Annotated in this window: 14 protein-coding genes, 1 tRNA gene, 1 other RNA gene and 1 riboswitch; of the genes, 2 read left to right on the plus strand and 14 right to left on the minus strand. The window is 73.2% G+C overall.

Going from position 1 to position 18,817, the window contains the following annotated elements:
• Position 1 precedes the first annotated feature (1 nt).
• Both ACIBEC_RS24650 and ACIBEC_RS24655 read right to left on the minus strand, forming a co-directional pair.
• Entirely contained in the window at positions 2 to 1,441 is a 1,440-nt protein-coding gene (locus tag ACIBEC_RS24650; RefSeq protein WP_360496794.1) for an MFS transporter, read from the minus strand.
• 93 nt (positions 1,442 to 1,534) lie between these two features.
• Complete coding sequence (locus tag ACIBEC_RS24655; RefSeq protein WP_360496791.1) at positions 1,535 to 1,849, minus strand: SMR family transporter; 315 nt, start codon at positions 1,847 to 1,849, stop codon at positions 1,535 to 1,537.
• A gap of 43 nt (positions 1,850 to 1,892) precedes the next feature.
• Positions 1,893 to 1,958, minus strand: a riboswitch (guanidine-III (ykkC-III) riboswitch).
• Between the two features lie 85 nt (positions 1,959 to 2,043).
• On the opposite strand from ACIBEC_RS24655, the gene ACIBEC_RS24660 reads away from it, so the two are divergent.
• Positions 2,044 to 2,115: transfer RNA gene (locus ACIBEC_RS24660), tRNA-Cys, on the plus strand.
• A 68-nt stretch (positions 2,116 to 2,183) separates the two neighbouring features.
• Here the strand turns inward: ACIBEC_RS24660 and ACIBEC_RS24665 are convergent.
• From ACIBEC_RS24665 to ACIBEC_RS24690, 6 genes are all read right to left on the minus strand, one after another.
• The gene (locus ACIBEC_RS24665) at positions 2,184 to 4,511 is read right to left on the minus strand and encodes a xanthine dehydrogenase family protein molybdopterin-binding subunit (RefSeq protein ID WP_360496789.1); all 2,328 of its coding nucleotides are present in this window, start codon (positions 4,509 to 4,511) and stop codon (positions 2,184 to 2,186) included.
• Complete coding sequence (locus ACIBEC_RS24670; RefSeq protein WP_396288860.1) at positions 4,508 to 5,743, minus strand: 2Fe-2S iron-sulfur cluster-binding protein; 1,236 nt, start codon at positions 5,741 to 5,743, stop codon at positions 4,508 to 4,510. Before ACIBEC_RS24670 ends, ACIBEC_RS24665 begins: the two co-directional genes overlap by 4 nt.
• Positions 5,740 to 6,606: an FAD binding domain-containing protein gene (locus tag ACIBEC_RS24675; protein ID WP_360497233.1), complete on the minus strand. Its 867-nt coding sequence runs from the start codon at positions 6,604 to 6,606 to the stop codon at positions 5,740 to 5,742. Before ACIBEC_RS24675 ends, ACIBEC_RS24670 begins: the two co-directional genes overlap by 4 nt.
• A 298-nt stretch (positions 6,607 to 6,904) precedes the next feature.
• Positions 6,905 to 8,626 (minus strand): beta-N-acetylhexosaminidase, encoded by a 1,722-nt coding sequence (locus ACIBEC_RS24680; protein ID WP_360496786.1) that lies wholly within the window; start codon positions 8,624 to 8,626, stop codon positions 6,905 to 6,907.
• 87 nt (positions 8,627 to 8,713) lie between these two features.
• Complete coding sequence (locus ACIBEC_RS24685; protein WP_188304149.1) at positions 8,714 to 8,998, minus strand: DUF3039 domain-containing protein; 285 nt, start codon at positions 8,996 to 8,998, stop codon at positions 8,714 to 8,716.
• A gap of 61 nt (positions 8,999 to 9,059) precedes the next feature.
• A complete protein-coding gene (locus tag ACIBEC_RS24690; RefSeq protein ID WP_360496783.1) occupies positions 9,060 to 9,644 on the minus strand; it encodes a YqgE/AlgH family protein in 585 nt (194 codons plus the stop codon).
• Between the two features lie 299 nt (positions 9,645 to 9,943).
• Between ACIBEC_RS24690 and murA the strand changes: the two genes are divergently transcribed.
• The gene (gene murA / locus ACIBEC_RS24695) at positions 9,944 to 11,284 is read left to right on the plus strand and encodes a UDP-N-acetylglucosamine 1-carboxyvinyltransferase (protein WP_360496780.1); all 1,341 of its coding nucleotides are present in this window, start codon (positions 9,944 to 9,946) and stop codon (positions 11,282 to 11,284) included.
• Between the two features lie 77 nt (positions 11,285 to 11,361).
• Here the strand turns inward: murA and ACIBEC_RS24700 are convergent, their stop codons facing one another.
• The 6 genes from ACIBEC_RS24700 to ACIBEC_RS24725 all read right to left on the minus strand — a co-directional run bounded on the left by ACIBEC_RS24700 (position 11,362) and on the right by ACIBEC_RS24725 (position 18,637).
• Entirely contained in the window at positions 11,362 to 11,646 is a 285-nt protein-coding gene (locus ACIBEC_RS24700; protein ID WP_030242980.1) for an HU family DNA-binding protein, read from the minus strand.
• 508 nt (positions 11,647 to 12,154) lie between these two features.
• Positions 12,155 to 13,627 carry an NAD-dependent malic enzyme gene (locus ACIBEC_RS24705; protein WP_360496777.1) on the minus strand — a complete coding sequence of 491 codons (1,473 nt, stop codon included), beginning with the start codon at positions 13,625 to 13,627 and terminating at the stop codon, positions 12,155 to 12,157.
• Between the two features lie 397 nt (positions 13,628 to 14,024).
• The gene (locus tag ACIBEC_RS24710) at positions 14,025 to 16,328 is read right to left on the minus strand and encodes a UvrD-helicase domain-containing protein (RefSeq protein WP_360496774.1); all 2,304 of its coding nucleotides are present in this window, start codon (positions 16,326 to 16,328) and stop codon (positions 14,025 to 14,027) included.
• A 151-nt stretch (positions 16,329 to 16,479) separates the two neighbouring features.
• Positions 16,480 to 16,862, minus strand: a transfer-messenger RNA (tmRNA) gene (ssrA, locus tag ACIBEC_RS24715).
• Between the two features lie 114 nt (positions 16,863 to 16,976).
• Positions 16,977 to 17,453, minus strand: a complete 477-nt coding sequence (gene smpB, locus ACIBEC_RS24720; protein WP_350521768.1) for an SsrA-binding protein SmpB — start codon at positions 17,451 to 17,453, stop codon at positions 16,977 to 16,979.
• 44 nt (positions 17,454 to 17,497) lie between these two features.
• Entirely contained in the window at positions 17,498 to 18,637 is a 1,140-nt protein-coding gene (locus ACIBEC_RS24725) for a S41 family peptidase (protein WP_360496771.1), read from the minus strand.
• Positions 18,638 to 18,817 lie beyond the last annotated feature (180 nt).

Raw genomic sequence — 18,817 nt, forward strand, 5'->3', positions numbered from 1 at the left:
GTCAGGACCGGGTACGGACCCGGCCGGAGAGCAGCGCTCCCAGCAGGGCGACCCCGGCCATCACCAGCAGGATCACCGCGAAGGCGCCGGGCGAGCCGGCGCCTTCGGCCTGTCCGTGGCCGGCCGCCAGGGCTCCGCCGCCCAGCGCCGCGAACAGCACCCCGGCCAGGCCCGTGAGCAGCACATTGCCCAGCGCGTCGCTCATCTGCAGCGCGGCCGAGTTCGCCCCGGCGTCCTCCGGCGCGGAGAGCTTCATCATCAGCACGCTGACGCTCGCGATGGCCAGTCCCATCCCGACGCCGCCGATCCCCCAGGCCACCGCCGCCACCCAGGCCGGCACCCCCGGGACCAGCACCAGCGCGGCGCCCGCGATCGCCGCCGCGGTCAGCACGAAGCCGCCCCGGATCATCGCCTCGCGGTAGCGCTCGGCCCCCGGCCGGCCCTGCAGCCAGGAACCCAGCGCCCAGGAGAGGCCGCCGCTGGTCAGGGTGAGCCCGGCCAGCGTCGGCGACAGGCCGCGCTGGGTGGTCATCATCAGCGGGATGAAGGCCTCGGCCGCGAAGAACGCCCCCGCGGCCACCCCGCGCAGCAGGATCACCGTCGGCAGCCCACGCCCCGCCCGCAGGGTCCGCTTCGGCAGCAGCCCCAGGACGGCCGGCACCAGCAGCGCCGCCCCGGCGATCCCGGGGAGCAGCCCGATCAGGTCGCGGCGCTGGCCCGCGTACTGCAGCAGCCCGGCACCGAGCGCCGCCATCGCGGCCAGCACGGTGCGGCGGCGGTCGAAGTCCGCGCCCTTGGCCACCGGGTGCTCCCGCTCGGAGCGGGCCAGCGCCGGGCCCATCACGGCCAGCGGCAGCAGGATCAGCACCGGCACGGCCAGGAACACCCAGCGCCAGCCGAGGTGCTGGGTGACCGCCCCGGCGACCAGCGGGCCCACGATCGAGGGCAGCACCCAGGCCGAGGAGAAGGCCGCGAACACCGACGGCCGCAGCCGCTCCGGATAGGCCCGGCCGACCACCACGTACAGCGCGACGATCACCAGCCCGCCGCCCAGGCCCTGGATCGCCCGGCCGGCCACGAACACCCACATCCCGGGCGCCGTCCCGGCCACCAGCAGGCCGACGCCGAACACCCCGATCCCGGTGAACAGCGGCTGCAGCGGCCCGCGGCGGTCGCACCACTGGCCGGAGACGACCAGGGCGAACAGCGTGGTGGTGAAGTAGCCGGAGAAGGCGAAGGCGTACAGCCCGAGGCCGTGCAGCTGGCGGGCCGCCGTCGGCATCGCGGTGTTGACGGCCGTCGCCTCGAAGGCGATCACCAGGACCACCGAGACGATCCCCAGCGTCAACGCGCGGTAGCGGCCGCTGAGCACCCCGCCGCCGGGGTCGTCGTCGAGGGGTATCGGTACGGGGTCGACCGAAGTGGGGGAGGCAGTGGTCATACGTGACATCGTAAGAGCCGTCCGCCCCGATGACCCCTGACCAGAGTCGGTGACCGACTGGTCCCGTGGGCCTAGGTCCCCGTCGGTGCCACGTCAGTGCAGCACCTTGAGGCCGACCACACCGGAGACGATCAGCAGCAGGCAGGCGATCCGGGCCATGGTCACCGCGTCCCCCAGGGCGGCCATCCCGTAGAGCGCGGTGCCGACCGCGCCGATGCCGACCCAGACCGCGTACCCGGTGCCGATCGGAATGGTGCGCATCGCGTACGCCAGGCCGCCCATGCTGAACAGCAGCGCGACGCCGAAGACGAGGGTGGGAACGAGGCGGGAGAAGCCCTTGGACGATTCCAGGGCGACCGCCCAGACGGTCTCCAGGAGTCCCGAGACGATCAGAACGAGCCAGGCCACGACGGTGTACCTCCGCAGTCCACAGCGGCCGGATTGCCGCTGAACTGCGCCGTCTTGTCGTCACCGGGTACGACGCGCTCGTCCGGGGTGGCGTGAATACCGCCACCGCTCTTCGACCGTAGCACACATTGCCATACAGAATTTACAAAACTTCGTTGACCCTCCTCCCCCGGATCCGCCACCATGAATTCACTGGCCGTGTGCCCGAGTGGCTGAGGGGACCGTCTGCAAAGCGGTGTACGCGGGTTCAATTCCCGCCACGGCCTCGATGAAAAAGGAATTGCCGGTCGACCCGGAAAAGTCGACCGGCAATTCCTTTTGCGCATTTCCCCGCTCAGGCCGTGACGGCGTCCTCCGGCCGGATCGGCAGCCGGCCGACCGGCAGGGCCGTGGCGGCGCGGACGGCCGCGGCGACGGCCGCCGGTGCGACCACCGCGGGGGCCGCGCCGACCGCCTTGGCACCGAACGGGGCGACCACGTCGCGCTCCTCCAGCAGCGCGGCGATCCGCACCTGCGGGGTGTCCAGCGCGGTGGGCAGCCGGTAGCCCGTGAGCGAGGGGTTCTGCAGTACGCCGCCCTCGGTGCGCAGGTCCTCCAGCAGTGCCAGGCCGACGCCCTGGGCCACGCCCGCCTCGATCCGGTCCTCGATCTGCCGCGGGTTCAGCGCCCGGCCGACGTCCTGGGCGACCGTCATCTCGACCACCCGCACGGCGCCCAGCTCGATGTCCACGTCCACCACCGCGCGCATCGCGCAGAACGAGATGGAGACGAAGGCGTCGCCCTGCCCGGCCTCGTCCAGCGGCTCGGTGGGGTGCGGGCGGCACTGCGCGGTGGCCCAGAGCTCCTTGCCCTCCAGCGCCTCGGCGACCGGCATGCCGAGCACCCCGTCGTACGAGGTGATCTTGCCGTCGGCGATCTGCAGCAGCTCCGCCGACATCCCGAAGTTGGCCGCGATCGGCTGCAGCAGCTGGTGGCGGACCATCAACGCGGCCCGCTCGACGGCGCCGCCGGAGACCCAGGTGTGCCGGCCGCGGGCGGAGGGCCCGGCGATCGACTGGTCGCTGTCGGCCGGCGCGATGTAGACCTCGCTGACTCCCAGCACGGTCTGCACGATCTGCCGGGCCAGCGTGGCGAAGCCCTGCCCGGCGTCGACGGCCGCGCAGATCACCGTGGCGTGGTCGCCGCTGACCCGCACGGTCGCGGTGGACACCTCGTCCTCGCCCTCGGCGCCCAGCATGTGCACCATGCCGACGGCGTAGCCGATGCCGCGCCGCACCGCCGCCGGGTCGCCCGCGCCGCCGGGCCCGCCCGGCAGCAGCCACTCGGCGTCCGGGTCGTCCACCGGCAGGGCCGGCAGCGGCTCGTCCGCGACGGCATCCAGCAGCGCGCGCACCGGCGCCGGGCAGGTGACCGCCTGCCCGGTGGGCAGCAGGTCGCCGGTGGACATCGCGTTGCGCCGGCGGATCTCCACCGGGTCCACGCCCACCCGGGCGGCCAGCTGGTCCAGCTGCGACTCGTACGCGAAGCAGGCCTGCAGCGCGCCCTCGCCGCGCATCCGCCCGGCCGGCGGGTTGTTGGTGCGCACCGCCCAGGCGTCCACGAAGACGTTGGGGCAGACGTACGGGCCGGCCGAGAAGGCCGCCGCGGCGGCCAGCGCCTCGGCGGAGACGTCCGCGTAGGCGCCGCCGTCCAGCAGGATCTGCGCCTCGACCTTCACCAACGTGCCCTCGGCGTCGGCGTGGTGGCGGTAGCGCAGGAGCGCGGGGTGGCGCGAGGTGTGGGTCTGGAAGGACTCCTCGCGGGTGAGGGTCATCTTCACCGGGCGGCCGGTGCGCAGCGCCAGCAGGGCCAGGGTGACCTGGAAGGAGATGTCCTCGCGGTCGGTGGTGGCGCCGGGCACGCCGGTGACCACCAGCCGGACCCGGTCGGGCTCCAGGCCGAGGCAGGCGGCGGTGCGGTCGCGGTCGCCGTGCGGGTCGGTGGAGGACAGGTGCAGCTCGACGCCGCCGTCCGGGCGCGGCACGGCCAGGCCGGCCTCGGCGCCGAGCGGCGCCGGGTCCTGCCGGCCGACCTGGTAGAGGCCCTCGACGACGATCTCGCCGACCGCCTCGGAGTCCCCGGTGCGCAGCGGCAGGTGGCGGAAGAGGTTGCCGTCCGGGTGCAGCGGCGGCGCGGTGAAGGCCTGCTCGGGGTCGGTCACGGCCTCCAAGGGCTCGTAGTCGACCGTGATCAGACCGACCGCCAGCCGGGCGGTGTCCGGGTGGTCGGCGGCCACCGCGGCGATCGGCTCGCCGTGGTGGCGCACCACGCCGGCGGCCAGCACCGGCCGGTCGGCGACGACCGGGCCGGCCGGGGCGCCGTCGGGGGTGCCGTCCGGGCCGGGCGGCAGGTCGGCGGCGGTGACCACGGCGTGCACGCCGGGCAGCGCGAGCGCGGCCGAGGTGTCGATGCCGCGGATCCGGGCGTGCGGGTGCGGCGAGCGCAGCACCGCGCCCCACAGCAGCCCCTCGGCCCACAGGTCGGCCGCGTACGGGTAGATGCCGAGCGCCTTGGGCAGCGCGTCGCTGCGCAGCGGGGAGCTGCCCAGGCCGAACGGCTCCGGTGCGCCGCCCTCGCCGCCGTCCTGCTGGAGTGCTGCGCCGATGTCGGTAGGCGACGTCATGATGCGTGGTCGTCCTCGGGGAGCCGGATGCCGTGGGCGGGGGTGGCACCGTACGGGACGCCGGCCGGGGCACCGCCCTCGACCGGGGCACCGTGCGGGTGCTGGGCGGCGTACGGGGTGCCGTGCGGCGGCGTGCCGTCGAAGGCGGCGCCGGGCAGCGGGGTGCCGTGCGCGGGGGTCGGCTCGTAGACCGGGGCGTCGTACCCGGTGTCGTAGCCGTTCTGCTGCTGGTGGCCGTCCGGGTAGGGCAGGTAGGTGCCGTGGGCGGGGGTGGTGCCCTGGTACGGCTGCTCGGGGTAGCCCTGCGGCGGGTAGTAGACCTGGTCGCCGGAGGCCTGGGCGGGGATGCCGCCCTGGAGCGGGGCCGGGACGGTGTCGTACACGCCGGTGTCGTAGCCGCCCGACGGGTCGCCGTACGGCGTCGGGGCGTGGGCCTGCTCGACGGGCTGCTGCTCGACGGGCTGCGGCGCGGCCGGGTGGGCCTCGACGTGCTGCGGTTCGAGGTGCTGCGGCTCGACCTGCTGGTGGGGGACGTGCTGCTGCGGGACGTGCTCGATCCAGGCGTCGGCGTCGGTGTAGACCGGCAGCTCGACAGCCGGCTCGGGTTCGACGGCCACAGCCGCCTCGGCGGACCGGTCGTCGGCCTCCGGAGCGGGAGCGGCGGCCTCCTCCGCTTCCTCGGCCACCGCCGCGCGGGCCTCCGCGACTGTCTGGACGGCGGCCAGCACGCCCTTGTAGCCGGTGCAGCGGCAGAGGTTGCCGCAGAGCGCCTGCCGGGCCTCGACCTCGGTGGGCCGGTGGTTGCGCTGGAGCAGGTCGTGCACCGCCATCGCCATGCCGGGGGTGCAGTAGCCGCACTGCACGGCGCCGGAGGCGGCCAGCGCCTGCTGGACGTCGCTCGCGCCGCCGGCGGCGGACAGGCCCTCGACGGTGTTGATCTCGCTGTCGGCAGCCAGCGCGGCGGGCACCAGGCAGCCGGCCACCAGCTGGCCGTCCACCTGCACCGAGCAGGCCCCGCACTCACCCTGTTCGCAGCCGTCCTTGGCGCCGGCCAGGCCGAGCCGCTCGCGCAGCACGTAGAGCAGGCTCTCGCCGATCCAGGCGTCGGTGACGGGCCGTTCGAAACCGTTGACCCGCAGCGTGTAGGAGGCGCACGGGCGCAGCTCGCGGCTGACCTGCGGGGAGAGGCCGAGCGGGTCGGCGTCGAGGGTCTCGATGGGGTCTGTGGTCACTTCAGCGCCCTTCCCAGTGCCCGTCGGGCCAGCACCGCTACGGTACGCCGCAGCCGAACGGCCGCTGCGGTCGGCCCCTCGGTCACGGCCTCCCAGGCGCCCTCGGCGCCGTAGTTGTCGGGGACGCAGGCGGTGGCCACGTACTCGCCGAAGGCGGCGTTCGCGGCCGGGTCGATCTCCCGGCTGCCGTCCCAGTCGATGCAGCCGGCCACCCAGGCCTCGGCTTCCAGCGGGCGCAGCGGCACCGGGGCGACGGCGCCGACGGCGCAGCGCACCGAGCGCCGGGCCGGGTCGAGGACGAGGGCGACGGAGGCGGTGGCGCGGGCCGGGCCGCTGCGGCCGGTGGCCTTGAGGAAGACCTGCGGGGCGTGCAGCAGCGGGACGCGCACCCAGGTGAGCAGTTCGCCGGGGCGCACCGGGTCGAGGCCGGTGAGCAGGTGACTGACCGGCACCTCGCGGCTGGCGCCGGCCCGGGCGAGGGTGACGGTGGCCTCCAGTGCGGCGAGCACCGGGAGGGTGTCGCCGGCCGGGGCGGCGGTGACGATGTTGCCGCCGAGGGTGCCGACGTTGCGGACCTGCGGCGGGCCGGCGGTGCGGGCGGCGTCGGCGAGCGCGGGGATGAGCGCGGCGAAGTCGGGGCGGTCCATCCGGGCGTGGGTGAGTCCGGCGCCGAGGACGGCGGTGCCGCCGTCCTCGTAGCGCCAGCCGCGCAGTTCGGTGATCCGGCCGAGTCCGACCAGGGCGGCGGGGCGCAGCCGTCCTGCGTTGACGGCTTCCATGAGGTCGGTGGCTCCGGCCACCGGTACCGCGGCCGGGGCGGCGGCCAGCGCGTCGACGGCCTCGTCGAGCGAGGCCGGCAGCATGATCGTCCGGTTCACCTGGGTCCCACCGTGCTCCACTTGCTCATCGATCGCCTGCCGCCCGCGGCCTTGGGCCGTGGTGTCCGCGTCAGCAGCCCGGCCTGGCCCGTAGGGTACGGGCGATCGGGCCGGGTTGGGCAACTCTGGCACACAATGCTCGATGATCACTTCGGGGCCGGTGAACGGGACTGCCCGATTGGGACGGATACCGGGCGGTATCTGCCCCGTCCCTGGCCGGGCCAGGGCAGATGTTCATCAGTTCTTGACGTCCGACGACCACTCAGAAGTTCCCGGAAGGCGATCACCGCACCGGCGGCGGGCCCGCGATCGGCCGGCCGGCCACGCCGGGGCGGCGCTGCCAGGGCAGCGGCCCGTCGGCCGGGCGGTACTCGACGCCGAGCGCGTCCAGCACCTTCAGGTGCGTCGCCAGCCGCCGCTCGAAGCCGGCGAAGTCGCGCTCGGCCGGCCCGGCGGGCAGCTCGGACCAGGCGACCTCGGCGAAGGCGACCAACCGGGGGAAGGCCCGGTAGTCGATGTCCCGGGCGCTGTCCATGAACTCGCTCCACAGGTTGGCCTGGGTGCCGATCACGTACCGCGCCGCGGCCTCGTCCAGCTGCGCGGGCACCGGCTCGAAGCGGTAGACGTCCTCCAGCGTGCGCACGAAGCCGACCGGGATCGGCTCGTCCGGCCCGTCCGCCTGCCGGTGGTCGAAGTAGACGTGCTGCTCGGGGCACATCACCACGTCGTGCCCGGCCTCCGCGGCGGCGATCCCGCCGCCGAAGCCCCGCCAGGAGGCGACAGCGGCACGGGACCGCCCCCACGCCTCCGGGCGCTCGGCACCCGGAGGCGACGGTGTCCCCCAGCCTGGCGGCCGGGAGGTGCCCCCACCCGCCGGCGCTCCCCCCTTCGGCGTGGTGGCAATGGCGAGCCCGCCCTCCAGGATCTCGTCCCAGCCGATCAGCCGGCGGCCGCGCTCGGCCAGCCAGCGGTCGAAGTGCCGGATGAGGTGGCTCTGCAGCTCGTCCTCGTTGGCCAGGCCCAGCTCGCGGATCCGGGCCTGGGCGGCGGCGCTGTCCTTCCACTGCTCCTTGGGGCACTCGTCGCCGCCGAGGTGCACGAACTCGGACGGGAAGAGCTCCAGGACCTCCTCCAGCACCCCCTCGAAGAAGCGCAGGGTCTCCTCGGAGGCGTTGAGCACGTGGTGGCTCACCCCCCAGTCCGTCCAGACGCCGAGCGCGGCGGTGTCCACCACGTCGGTGTTGCCCAACTCGGGGTAGGCGGCGACGGCGGCCTGGGTGTGGCCGGGCAGGTCGATCTCCGGGACGACGGTCACCCCGCGCGCGGCCGCGTACGCGACGATCTCGCGCAGGTCGTCCTGGGTGTAGTAGCCGCCGTGCGGGCGGTCGTCGCGGCGCCCGGCGGACCGGTAGCCGACCATCGAGCGCTCCCGCCAGGCGCCGTGCTCGGTCAGCCTCGGGTAGCGCCTGATCTCCACCCGCCAGCCCTGGTCGTCGGTCAGGTGCAGGTGCAGCACGTTGAGCTTGTGCGCGGCCAGCAGGTCGACGAAGCGCAGCACGTCCGACTTGGGCAGGAAGTGCCGGGCGACGTCGAGCAGCGCGCCGCGCCAGCCGAACCGGGGGGCGTCCTCGATGTCGGCGCCGGGCAGCACCCAGCCCTCACGGCGCAGCGGCGACCGCCGGTAGGCGTCCGGCCCGAGCAGCTGCCGCAGGGTCTGCGCCGCCCACAGCGCTCCCGCCGGGCCGCCCGCGGCGAGCAGCGCGTGGCCGGGGCGCACCGTGATCCGGTACGCCTCGGCGGCGAGCGTGCCGTCCCGGACCAGTTCGATGCCCGCGCCCGGCCGGCCCGGGCCGAACGGCAGCCCGGTGGCGGCGGACAGCGTGCCGCGCAGCCAGCGCTCGGCGTCGGCCAGCGCGGGCGGTGCGGTCAGCGTGGTGGCGGCGTCGAGTGGGAAGTCCTCGTCCGGGCGGCGAACGGCGCTCGAAGGAGCGGGAATGAGGTCCATTCCGACATCCTGCCCACGCCCCGGACGATTGGCATAGACCACCTCGGAAACGCGGTGCCATGCAAAACGGCGCCGCGCACCGGCGGGCTACTTGTTGTTGTTGTCGCCGTCGCCGCCCTGCGGCTTGCCGATGCCGTCGTAGATCTCCTTGCACATCGGACAGACCGGGTACTTCTTCGGGTCGCGCCCGGGCACCCACACCTTGCCGCAGAGCGCCACCACGGGAGACCCGGAGAGCGCGCTCTCCATGATCTTGTCCTTCTGGACGTAGTGCGCGAAACGCTCGTGGTCGCCGTCGCCGTGGGACACCTGTGGGACGGGCTCGACCAGGGTGCCGGTGCCGAGGCCGCGCTCGGGCTCAAGAGTGCTCATGGGTGCCAAGTCTATGGGCGCCCCGGGAAACCGGGCCAGTGTCGCGCGGCGGGCCCGCGGCTCAGTTCATCGTCGGGTCGTCCGGGTAGGTCGCCAGCAGGGCGAGCGGACCGCGCTGGCGGCGCAGCACCGAGCGCCACAGCCGCTCCGGCTCGGGGCTGGAGACGTCCCCCGGCTCGCAGTCCACCAGGTACCAGGCGCCGCTCTCCAGCTCCGCCTCCAGCTGCCCCGGCGACCAGCCGGCGTACCCGGCGAAGATCCGCAGGCTGCCCAGCTCGCCGGCCAGCACCTCGGGCGGCGCCTCCAGGTCCACCAGGCCGATCGCGCCGTGCACCCGCCGCCAGCCCAGCGGCTGGCCGGTGCCGGGCTCCCCCGGCGCCACCGCGAGGCCGAGCGCCGAGTCCAGCGCCACCGGTCCGCCCTGGAACACCACGGCCGGCTGCCCGACGAGTCTGCCCCAGCCGTCCAGCACGCTGCCCACCTCGACCGGCGTCGGCCGGTTGAGGACCACACCGAGCGCCCCCTCGGCGTCGTGGTCGAGGAGGAGCACCACCGCCCGCGCGAAGTTCGGGTCGGTGAGCAGGGGCGTCGCGACGAGCAGACGGCCGGTGTGGGACCGGCCTCCGTGCGAATGGGCCGCCGTCATGCCTCACATGATCCCGCAGAACGGCACCGGTCGGGCACCGCAACGCCCGAAACCACGCCACGCCGGACCAACACCCGTACGGCCGCATCGGCGGGCCCCGTACCCCCGGAGAGAGCACCATCACGGGGAGAGGCTCACGGGAACCAACGGCACGCCCACTACCATCTACGTCTGGTGGACGCCTATACGGTGCCGACTCGGTTCTGCCGGGGGCCCGAACGCGCCCGTACGACCGGTCCACCACCGGCTCTCTACCGGAGCCCTTCCCCACTCCTCTGGCACCCCGGATTGCGAGAACGATGACCGACGACGTCCTGCTGGTCCACGGCGGAAACCCGCTCGAAGGCGAGATCCGCGTCCGCGGAGCGAAGAACCTGGTCCCCAAGGCCATGGTCGCCGCCCTCCTCGGCCAGGGCCCCAGCAGACTGCGCAACGTCCCGGACATCCGCGACGTCAAGGTGGTTCGCGGCCTGCTGCAGCTGCACGGCGTGACGGTGCGCGCCGGCGACGAGGACGGCGAGCTGATCCTCGACCCCTCGCACGTCGAGAGCGCCAATGTGGCCGACATCGACGCACACGCCGGCTCCTCGCGGATCCCGATCCTGTTCTGCGGCCCGCTGCTGCACCGCCTCGGCCACGCCTTCATCCCGGGCCTGGGCGGCTGCGACATCGGCGGCCGCCCGGTCGACTTCCACTTCGAGGTGCTGCGCCAGTTCGGCGCCACCATCGAGAAGCACCCGCAGGGCACCTACCTGGTCGCCCAGCAGCGCCTGCGCGGCACCAAGATCGAGCTGCCCTACCCCTCGGTCGGCGCGACCGAGCAGGTGCTGCTCACCGCAGTGCTCGCCGAGGGCGTCACCGAGCTGCGCAACGCGGCCATCGAGCCGGAGATCGTCGACCTGATCTGCGTCCTGCAGAAGATGGGCGCGATCATCACGCTGGGCACCGACCGGACCATCCTGATCACCGGTGTGGACGAGCTGAACGGCTACAACCACCGCGCCCTCCCGGACCGCCTGGAGTCCGCCTCCTGGGCCTGCGCGGCGCTCGCCACCAAGGGCGACATCTACGTCCGCGGCGCCCGCCAGCTGGAGATGATGACCTTCCTCAACACCTTCCGGAAGGTCGGCGGCGCCTTCGAGGTGGACGACGAGGGCATCCGCTTCTGGCACCCGGGCGGCGAGCTCAAGGCGATCGCCCTGGAGACCGACGTGCACCCGGGCTTCCAGACCGACTGGCAGCAGCCGCTGGTCGTCGCGCTGACCCAGGCCACCGGCCTGTCCATCGTCCACGAGACGGTGTACGAGTCGCGGCTCGGCTTCACCGGCGCGCTGAACCAGATGGGCGCGCACATCCAGCTCTACCGCGAGTGCCTGGGCGGCACCCCGTGCCGCTTCGGCGCCCGCAACTTCCTGCACTCCGCGGTCGTCTCCGGCCCGTCCAAGCTGATGGGCTCCGAGCTGGTCATCCCGGACCTGCGCGGCGGCTTCTCGTACCTGATCGCGGCGCTGGCGGCCGAGGGCACCTCGACCGTGCACGGCATCGACCTGATCAACCGCGGCTACGAGAACTTCATGGAGAAGCTGCGCGACCTGGGCGCCCACGTCGAGCTGCCCAGCGAGCAGCTGGTCGACGCCTGATCACCGGCCCGACATACGGCGAGAGGCCGGGCTCCCCCCGCGGGGGGAGCCCGGCCTCCGGCCGTTCAAGGGGTGGCTCAGGCAGCGCCCTTGGCGGCTTCCTTCAGCTTGGAGCCGGCGCTCACCTTGGCGCTGTAGCCCGCGGCGATCTGGATCGGCTCGCCGGTCTGCGGGTTGCGGGCGGTGCGGGCAGCGCGGTGGGTGCGCTCGAAGGTCAGGAAACCGGGGATGGTGACCTTCTCGTCGCCCTTGGCGACGACCTCGCCGACGATCTCGGCGAAGGCGGCCAGAACGGCGTCGGCGTCCTTGCGAGTCACCTCTGCGCGCTCGGACAGCGCGGCCACCAGCTCACTGCGGTTCATGTGTACTCCTGTGGTCTGTTCGCTTGCGGTGTGCGGGGGCCCATCGGTGCTCCCACCGGGGGGCACCCGGATAGGCCGCAGGTCCGCACACTGTGCTCATGCAGGCAATGCGTGGTCGCAGGCCGGGTCCGTACCCGATGCCGCGCGCCCGTGCCTTCGAAGGCCCGCCCGCCTGCCTGGATACGAATCCTGCCCCGACCGGCCCCGAGAAAGCCAATCGGGCCCCGACCGAGGCACCCGAACAACGCCCGCCCGTTGGAGGTGTGACGCTCCGTCGGCTCCGGCGGACCGGGCGCGGACGGCGGTCGGGACGACTCGCCGGAAGACCAGGGGGACGTTCCGTACTTGTCGGACACGCCTGCCCCGTGCAGGGCTACCGTACGCCCTAGGACTGACAAGCCCAAACACGCCCCTCGCCCTTGTGTCGCAAGGGTTCGGGGCGGGCTGGGCGGGTATGACCGCTATTCGCACATTTGAGCGACCAACGGCACGTCCGCCGGTCGGGCCGTCAGAGCTTGACGGTGGGGAAGGCGGAGGTGTCCAGGGTGCCGACGATGCCCGGGGTCGGACGGGCCGGCACGGGGGCCTCCACGGCGTCCGCCAGGGCCGCATCACGCACGGCGGCGGCGACGGTCTTGGCGACATCCTTGTGGAAGACGCTCGGGATGATGTAGTTCGCGTTCAGCTCGTCGTCGGCGACGGTGGTGGCCAGCGCCCGGGCGGCGGCGATCATCATCTCGGTGTTGACCGTGCGGCTCTGGGCGTCCAGCAGGCCGCGGAAGACACCCGGGAAGACCAGCACGTTGTTGATCTGGTTCGGGAAGTCGCTGCGGCCGGTGGCGACCACGGCGGCGGTCTGCCGGGCGACGGCCGGCTCGACCTCCGGGTCCGGGTTGGCCAGGGCGAAGACGATCGCGTCCTCGGCCATGGTGGCCAGGTCGTCGCCGTCCAGCACGTTCGGGGCCGAGACGCCGATGAAGACGTCCGCGCCCGCCACGGCCTCCTTGAGGGTGCCGGTGCGGCCCGAGCGGTTGGTGTGCTCGGCGATCCAGCGCAGGCTCTCGTTGAGGTCCTCGCGGCCCTGGTGGACCACGCCGCGCACGTCCGCCACGGTGGCGTGCTCGACGCCGGCCGCCATCAGCAGCTTGAGGATCGCGGTGCCGGCGGCGCCCGCGCCCGACATCACCACGCGGATGTCGGCGATCTCCTTGCCGACCACCTTCAGCGCGTTGGTGAGGGCGGCCAGCACCACGATCGCGGTGCCGTGCTGGTCGTCGTGGAAGACCGGGATGTCCAGGGCCTCGCGCAGCCGGGCCTCGATCTCGAAGCAGCGCGGCGCGGAGATGTCCTCCAGGTTGATCCCCGCGAAGCCCGGGGCGATCGCCTTGACGATGGCGACGATCTCGTCGGTGTCCTGGGTGTCCAGGCAGATCGGCCAGGCGTCGATCCCGGCGAAGCGCTTGAAGAGGGCCGCCTTGCCCTCCATGACCGGCAGCGCGGCCTCCGGGCCGATGTTGCCCAGGCCCAGCACCGCCGAGCCGTCGGTGACCACGGCGACGCTGTTGCGCTTGATGGTGAGGCGACGGGCGTCCTCGGGGTTCTCCGCGATCGCCATGCAGACCCGGGCGACACCCGGGGTGTAGATCATGCTGAGGTCGTCACGGTTGCGGATCGGCAGCTTGGACGACATCTCGATCTTGCCGCCGAGGTGCATCAGGAAGGTGCGGTCCGAGACCTTGCCGATCGCGACGCCGTCGATCGCCCGCAACTTCTCGACGATCTCCTCGCCGTGCGCGACCGAGGAGGCCGCCACCGTGACGTCGATCCGCAGCGCCTCCAGGCCGGAGGCGGTGACGTCGAGACCGGTCACCGACCCGCCGGAGGACTCCACGGCCGTGGTGATCGCACTGACGGCGTTGCCCCGGGCCGGGACCTCCAGCCGTACCGTGATCGAGTTGGAGACACTGGGCACCGTCGCCATCGACGCTTCCTTCTTCCGTCTGTCCCGCAGGCTCAACATTTTGTTGAAGGCATCGCCTGCGCATGCTAGACCTCGATCGTCGCACCTTCCAAGGGGTAGCCAGAAATAACGTTCATTGAGTGTGCGGATCCGACAATCCCGGCCGGCTTCCGCCGACCTCCCCGCGCCTACTCCTTGCCTCTCCGGGCCGATGCGTTACATTGGACAGGCACCGGCTCGATCCAAGCCCCCGGGCCCAACCTTCGTCCCTTCGAGGGACCACTTGCCGCGAGGCGAGCATGGCGGGTCGGTGTACTAAACGTCTGAAGGCCCCTCACCAGCCGGTGAGGGGCCTTCTTCCGTAGGTCCTGCGGGACCCGCGGGACCCGTGTGGTTCCCGCGAGTCCCGTACGGTCCGTCAGCCGTGCAGCAGCGCGGGCACGCCGGCCGCGTCCGGCAGGTCGTCCGGGCCGGACAGCACGGTCAGCCGCTGGGTCGCCCGGGTCAGCGCGACGTACAGCACCCGCAGGCCGGCCTCCGACTCGCCCGCGATGCCGGTCGGGTCCGCCACCACGGTCGCGTCGTACTCCAGGCCCTTGGCCTCCAGGCTGCCCAGCACCACCACGCGCTCGCCCAGGCCCTCGGCCCACCCGGCCGCCTCGGCCCGGCGGTCCATCGGCACCACGATCGCCACGGTGCCGCCCACCTCGGCCAGCAGCTGCTCCAGCTCCGCCCGGGCGGCCTTGCCGAAGGCCTCCGGCGAGGGGTCGGTGACGGCCGCGAAGCGCGGCTCCACGCCGACGTGGCGCACCGCGCTCGGCGAGGGCGTGCCCGGCGCCGCCAGCGCCAGCACCTTGGCCGCGACCTCGGCGATCTCGGCCGGGTTGCGGTAGTTCACGGTCAGCGTGAAGCGGCGCCGGGGCTTGCCGGCCAGCACCTCGTCCAGCGCGGCCTGGGCCTCCTGCGGGAACGGCCAGGAGGACTGCGCCGGGTCGCCGACGATCGTCCAGGTGGCCATCCGGGCCCGGCGGCCGATCATCCGCCACTGCATCGGGGTGAGGTCCTGGGCCTCGTCCACGATGATGTGGGCGTACTCCGTGCGCTCCACCGGCTGGCGCTCGCGCTGACGGGTGCTGCGGTCGGCGAAGGTGGTGACCTCCTCCAGGCCGGTCAGCAGGTCCATCGCGTTCACCTCGCGGACCTTCGGCCGGGCCGGCTCTCCGAGCAGAACCTGGAGCTCGTCCACCAGCGCGACGTCGTGCGCGGACAGCGCGCCCTCGCCCGCCGGGGACAGGTGGCGCCAGGAGGCGGCCAGCAGCCGCGCCTCGTCCGGGGTGACGGCGCGGCGGGCGATCCGGTTGGTGTGGCGGTGCTGCTTGAGCGTGGCCAGCACCCGGCGCGGGGTCAGGGCGGGCCACCAGGCGTCCAGGAAGTCCAGGAACGGCGCCTCGTCCGAGACGTACTCGTCGAAGCTCTCCTTCTCCTCCTGGCGCTGCTCCCGGCCGTAGTGGTCGGTGGGCTTCGGCAGGTGCTTGACGACCTCCTGCCACAGGGCGTCCAGGAGCAGCCGGCGGGCGCGCGGGCGCAGCAGGTTCAGCGGGGTGCCGCCGGAGCCCACCACGTTGCCGCGGACGGCCCGCAGCCGGCCCGCGTCCAGCTTCAGCACCTCGCCGCGGGCGACCACCTTCAGCTCCTGCGGCGCGCCCAGCTCCAGCGCCCCGCGGGCGGCCCGGCGCAGCAGCTGCGTCATCCGGGCCGAACCCTTGATCCGGGCCACCTCGGGGGTGTCGTAGGTGCCCGCCTCGATGCCGTCCACCAGCGAGCCGACGGCCCGGATGGCGACCTGGCCCTCCTCGCCGAGCGCGGGCAGCACGCCCTCGGTGTACGAGACCAGCAGCGGGGTCGGCGAGACCACCAGGATGCCCCCGGCGTAGCGGCGGCGGTCCTGGTAGAGCAGGTACGCGGCGCGGTGCAGAGCGACGGCGGTCTTGCCGGTGCCCGGGCCGCCGGTGACCAGGGTGGCGCCCGCGGCGGCGGCGCGGATCACCTCGTCCTGCTCTCTCTGGATCGAGGAGACGATGTCGCGCATCGAGTGGCTGCGAGCGCGGCCCAGCGAGGCCATCAGCGCGCCGTCGCCGACCACGGCCAGTTCCTCGCCGTCCAGGGTCGGGGTGAGGTCGGGGCGCAGCAGGTCGTCCTCGACGCCGATCACCTTGCGGCCCTTGGAACGGATCACCCTGCGGCGGATGACCCGGCCTGGCTCGACCGGGGTGGAGCGGTAGAACGGGGCGGCGGCGGGCGCGCGCCAGTCGATCACCAGCGGGCCGTACTCGGCGTCCAGGACGCCCAGGCGGCCGATGTGGAGGGTCTCGGCGACGGCCGGGTCGGCCGGGTCGAGCGGGGTGTTCGAAGGAATGCCGTGCTCCTCCGGGGCGTCCGCCCGCTGGAGGTCGATCCGGCCGAAGAGGAAGTCCTCGAACTCGTTGTTGAGCCGCTGGAGGTGCGCGCCGGCCCGGTAGACCTGGGCGTCGCGCTCGGCGAGCGCGCCGGGGGTGCCGACCTGGACCCGCTTGGCGGCGTCCTCCAGGATGTACTCGGCTTCGGCGAGCTTCTCCTCCAACCGGTGGTAGACGGTGTCGAGGTGCTGCTGCTCACCGGCGATCTCGCGAGCGCGGACGGTCTCGTGATCGGCGGTGGGGGTGGTGTCCGTGTTGCTCTGCATGGCCTCGGTGGTAGCGACGGAATCCGGCTCCGGAAAACGAGCGGACGGATGATCCTACGCCGCGACCCCCGGGCCGCGCTGCTCCGGAACGTACAAAATTCGAAGGCCGCCCTCCGCGGAGCGGTGGGCGGCCTTCGGTATGAACATGGGGTGGTGGAGATGCCGGGAATCGAACCCGGGTCCAGTGGAGTTAATTCAGGGCTTCTCCGAGCGCAGTCCGCTGTGCTTTTCTCGGCCCTGGCGGTCACACGGACAAGCCGCCAACAGGCCCAGCTGCTGTTTGATTTCCCATCCACCCTCGCAGCCCGGGCGGACGGTTGAGTTCCCTAGATTATGCCAGGGTCCGGGTCGGGAACTCCCCGGTCTGACACCCAAGCGCTATCGGTGCTTAATTAGGCAGCGAGAGCGAACTGCTGGGAATCGCGCTTAGAGTTGGCGATTATTTTTTTGCGACACGTGGTTTACGAGATCATTGCCGCGTTCCTCGGCTCGCTTCCCCTGTTTCAACATCCCCTGTCGAAACCGATCATCCCCATGTTTTTTTGAGAAACAGCTCGGACGATGACCGTCCGTGTTGCTTGCGCCATAGTACGCGAGGCGACGGGCGAGGGTCCAGCGGATTAACCCTGGCGTCCCAACCCTGGCGTCCTAACCCTGGCGTCGCCGGGCGGCCGCCACGGCGCGGGCCGTCTCGCGGGTGTCCTGCTTCTCGCGCAGCGTCTGGCGCTTGTCGTACAGCTTCTTGCCGACCGCGAGCGCGAGCTCCAGCTTGACCCTGCCGTCCTTGAAGTACAGCGAGAGCGGGATCAGGGTGTGGCCCGCGTCGCGGACCTTGGTCTCGATCTTGCGGATCTCCAGCTTGTGCAGCAGCAGCTTGCGCTTGCGCCGGGCCGCGTGGTTGGTCCACGTCCCCTGGGTGTACTCGGGGATGAAGACGTTGTCGATCCAGGCCTCGTGGTTCTGGATGTAGGCGTAGCCGTCGACGAGGTTGGCCCGCCCCTCGCGCAGCGACTTGACCTCGGTGCCGGTGAGCACGAGGCCGCACTCGTAGGTGTCGAGGATCATGTACTCGTGTCGCGCCTTCTTGTTCTGCGCGATCAGCTTGTGTCCGGTTTCCTTTGCCATAACGCGGTCATTCTCGCACTTCGGGACCGGATCGGGCAGCTGCTTTAGGCGCGGGTGCCGAGCCCCGCGAGGACGCGCAGGGCGAGCGCGTCGGCGTCCTCGCCGGTGGTCGCCGGGACGTCGGGGGCGAGGCCGGTGCCGTCCGGGGAGCGGCCGGCCGGGGTGAAGTAGCGGCCGACGGTCATCTCCAGCACCGCGCCGTCGGCGAGCCGGCTGGGCTGCTGCACGGTGCCCTTGCCGAAGGTCCGTGCGCCCACCACCACGGCGCGGCTGCGGTCCTGCAGGGCGCCGGCGAGCAGTTCGGCGGCGCTCATCGTGCCGCCGTCCACCAGCACCACCAGCGGGGTGCGCTGGTCGCCGCCGCGCGGGGCGGTCAACTCCCGGGTCTCGCCGCGCTCCTGGTAGGAGCCGACCGGGCCGCCGTCCAGGAAGATCCCGGCGGTGTCGGCCGCCTCGTCGACCAACCCGCCGGAGTTGCCGCGCAGATCGAGCACCACGCCGGTGTGCGGGGCCCGCAGCGCGGCGCGCACCCGATCGGCCACGCCGCTGGTGAAGGCCCGTACGGTGATCCGCAGGACGCCCTTGTCCAGACGCTCCGCGGCGACCTGCTCGCTGTCCAGCAGCGCGCGCCGCAGCCGCAGTTCGCGCACCGCGCCCTCGCCGCGCCGGACCGCCAGGGTGACCTCGGAGCCGGCCCTGCGCTCGTCGCCCCGGCCGCGCAGCCGCGCGACCACCTCGGTGACCGGCAGGTGGTCGGCCTGGTCCGGGCCGACGCTCAGCAGCCGGTCGCCGGGCGCGATCCCGGCCGCGGCGGCCGGGCCGTCGGGCGCGACCTGGGAGACCTCGGTGACGCCGTCCTCGCCGCGGCCGACCGAGAGGCCGACGCCCAGGTACCGGCCGTCCAGGCCCTGGCTGAACTCGGCGTACTCCCGCGCGCTGTAGTACGCGCCCCAGCGGTCGCCGTTGGCCCCGAGCAGGTGCTCGGCCTGCTGCTCGGACAGTGCGGTGCCGGCCGGGTCCGCCGGGAGCCCGCCGCCCGCGGCCCGGACGGCGTCGGCGGACGGGCGGGGCGGCAGGCCGCTCGGGCCGCCCCAGGCTCCGGTGGCGGCGCCGACCAGCAGGACGGCGCCGAACACCAGGCTGAGGGCGGCCACCTGATGTGCCCTGCGCGGAGTTTGCAGCATGGCATCGGAGTGTAGACACCGCGTCGCGCGCGACGGGCCGGAACGAGGGAGCGCGGAACGGCGGCGGGCCCCCCCCCCCCCCGGGCGGGGGGGGGGGGCCCCGCGGGCGGGGGGGGGCGCGGGGGGGCCCCCCCGCCCCGGACAAAAACCCCCCCCACCCCCCCACCCCAAACCCCCCCC

Origin of the sequence: Kitasatospora sp. NPDC051164, assembly GCF_044455625.1 — a bacterium.
In the GTDB taxonomy this organism is placed as follows: Bacteria; Actinomycetota; Actinomycetes; order Streptomycetales; family Streptomycetaceae; genus Kitasatospora.

Coding starts and splice junctions, on each gene's coding strand:
- ACIBEC_RS24650 (WP_360496794.1), bottom strand. CDS start 1,441: ATGACCACTGCCTCCCCCACTTCGGTCGACCCCGTACCGATACCCCTC.
- ACIBEC_RS24665 (WP_360496789.1), bottom strand. CDS start 4,511: ATGACGTCGCCTACCGACATCGGCGCAGCACTCCAGCAGGACGGCGGC.
- ACIBEC_RS24675 (WP_360497233.1), bottom strand. CDS start 6,606: ATGCTGCCGGCCTCGCTCGACGAGGCCGTCGACGCGCTGGCCGCCGCC.
- ACIBEC_RS24680 (WP_360496786.1), bottom strand. CDS start 8,626: ATGGACCTCATTCCCGCTCCTTCGAGCGCCGTTCGCCGCCCGGACGAG.
- ACIBEC_RS24685 (WP_188304149.1), bottom strand. CDS start 8,998: ATGAGCACTCTTGAGCCCGAGCGCGGCCTCGGCACCGGCACCCTGGTC.
- ACIBEC_RS24690 (WP_360496783.1), bottom strand. CDS start 9,644: ATGACGGCGGCCCATTCGCACGGAGGCCGGTCCCACACCGGCCGTCTG.
- murA (WP_360496780.1), top strand. CDS start 9,944: ATGACCGACGACGTCCTGCTGGTCCACGGCGGAAACCCGCTCGAAGGC.
- ACIBEC_RS24700 (WP_030242980.1), bottom strand. CDS start 11,646: ATGAACCGCAGTGAGCTGGTGGCCGCGCTGTCCGAGCGCGCAGAGGTG.
- ACIBEC_RS24705 (WP_360496777.1), bottom strand. CDS start 13,627: ATGGCGACGGTGCCCAGTGTCTCCAACTCGATCACGGTACGGCTGGAG.
- ACIBEC_RS24710 (WP_360496774.1), bottom strand. CDS start 16,328: ATGCAGAGCAACACGGACACCACCCCCACCGCCGATCACGAGACCGTC.
- smpB (WP_350521768.1), bottom strand. CDS start 17,453: ATGGCAAAGGAAACCGGACACAAGCTGATCGCGCAGAACAAGAAGGCG.
- ACIBEC_RS24725 (WP_360496771.1), bottom strand. CDS start 18,637: ATGCTGCAAACTCCGCGCAGGGCACATCAGGTGGCCGCCCTCAGCCTG.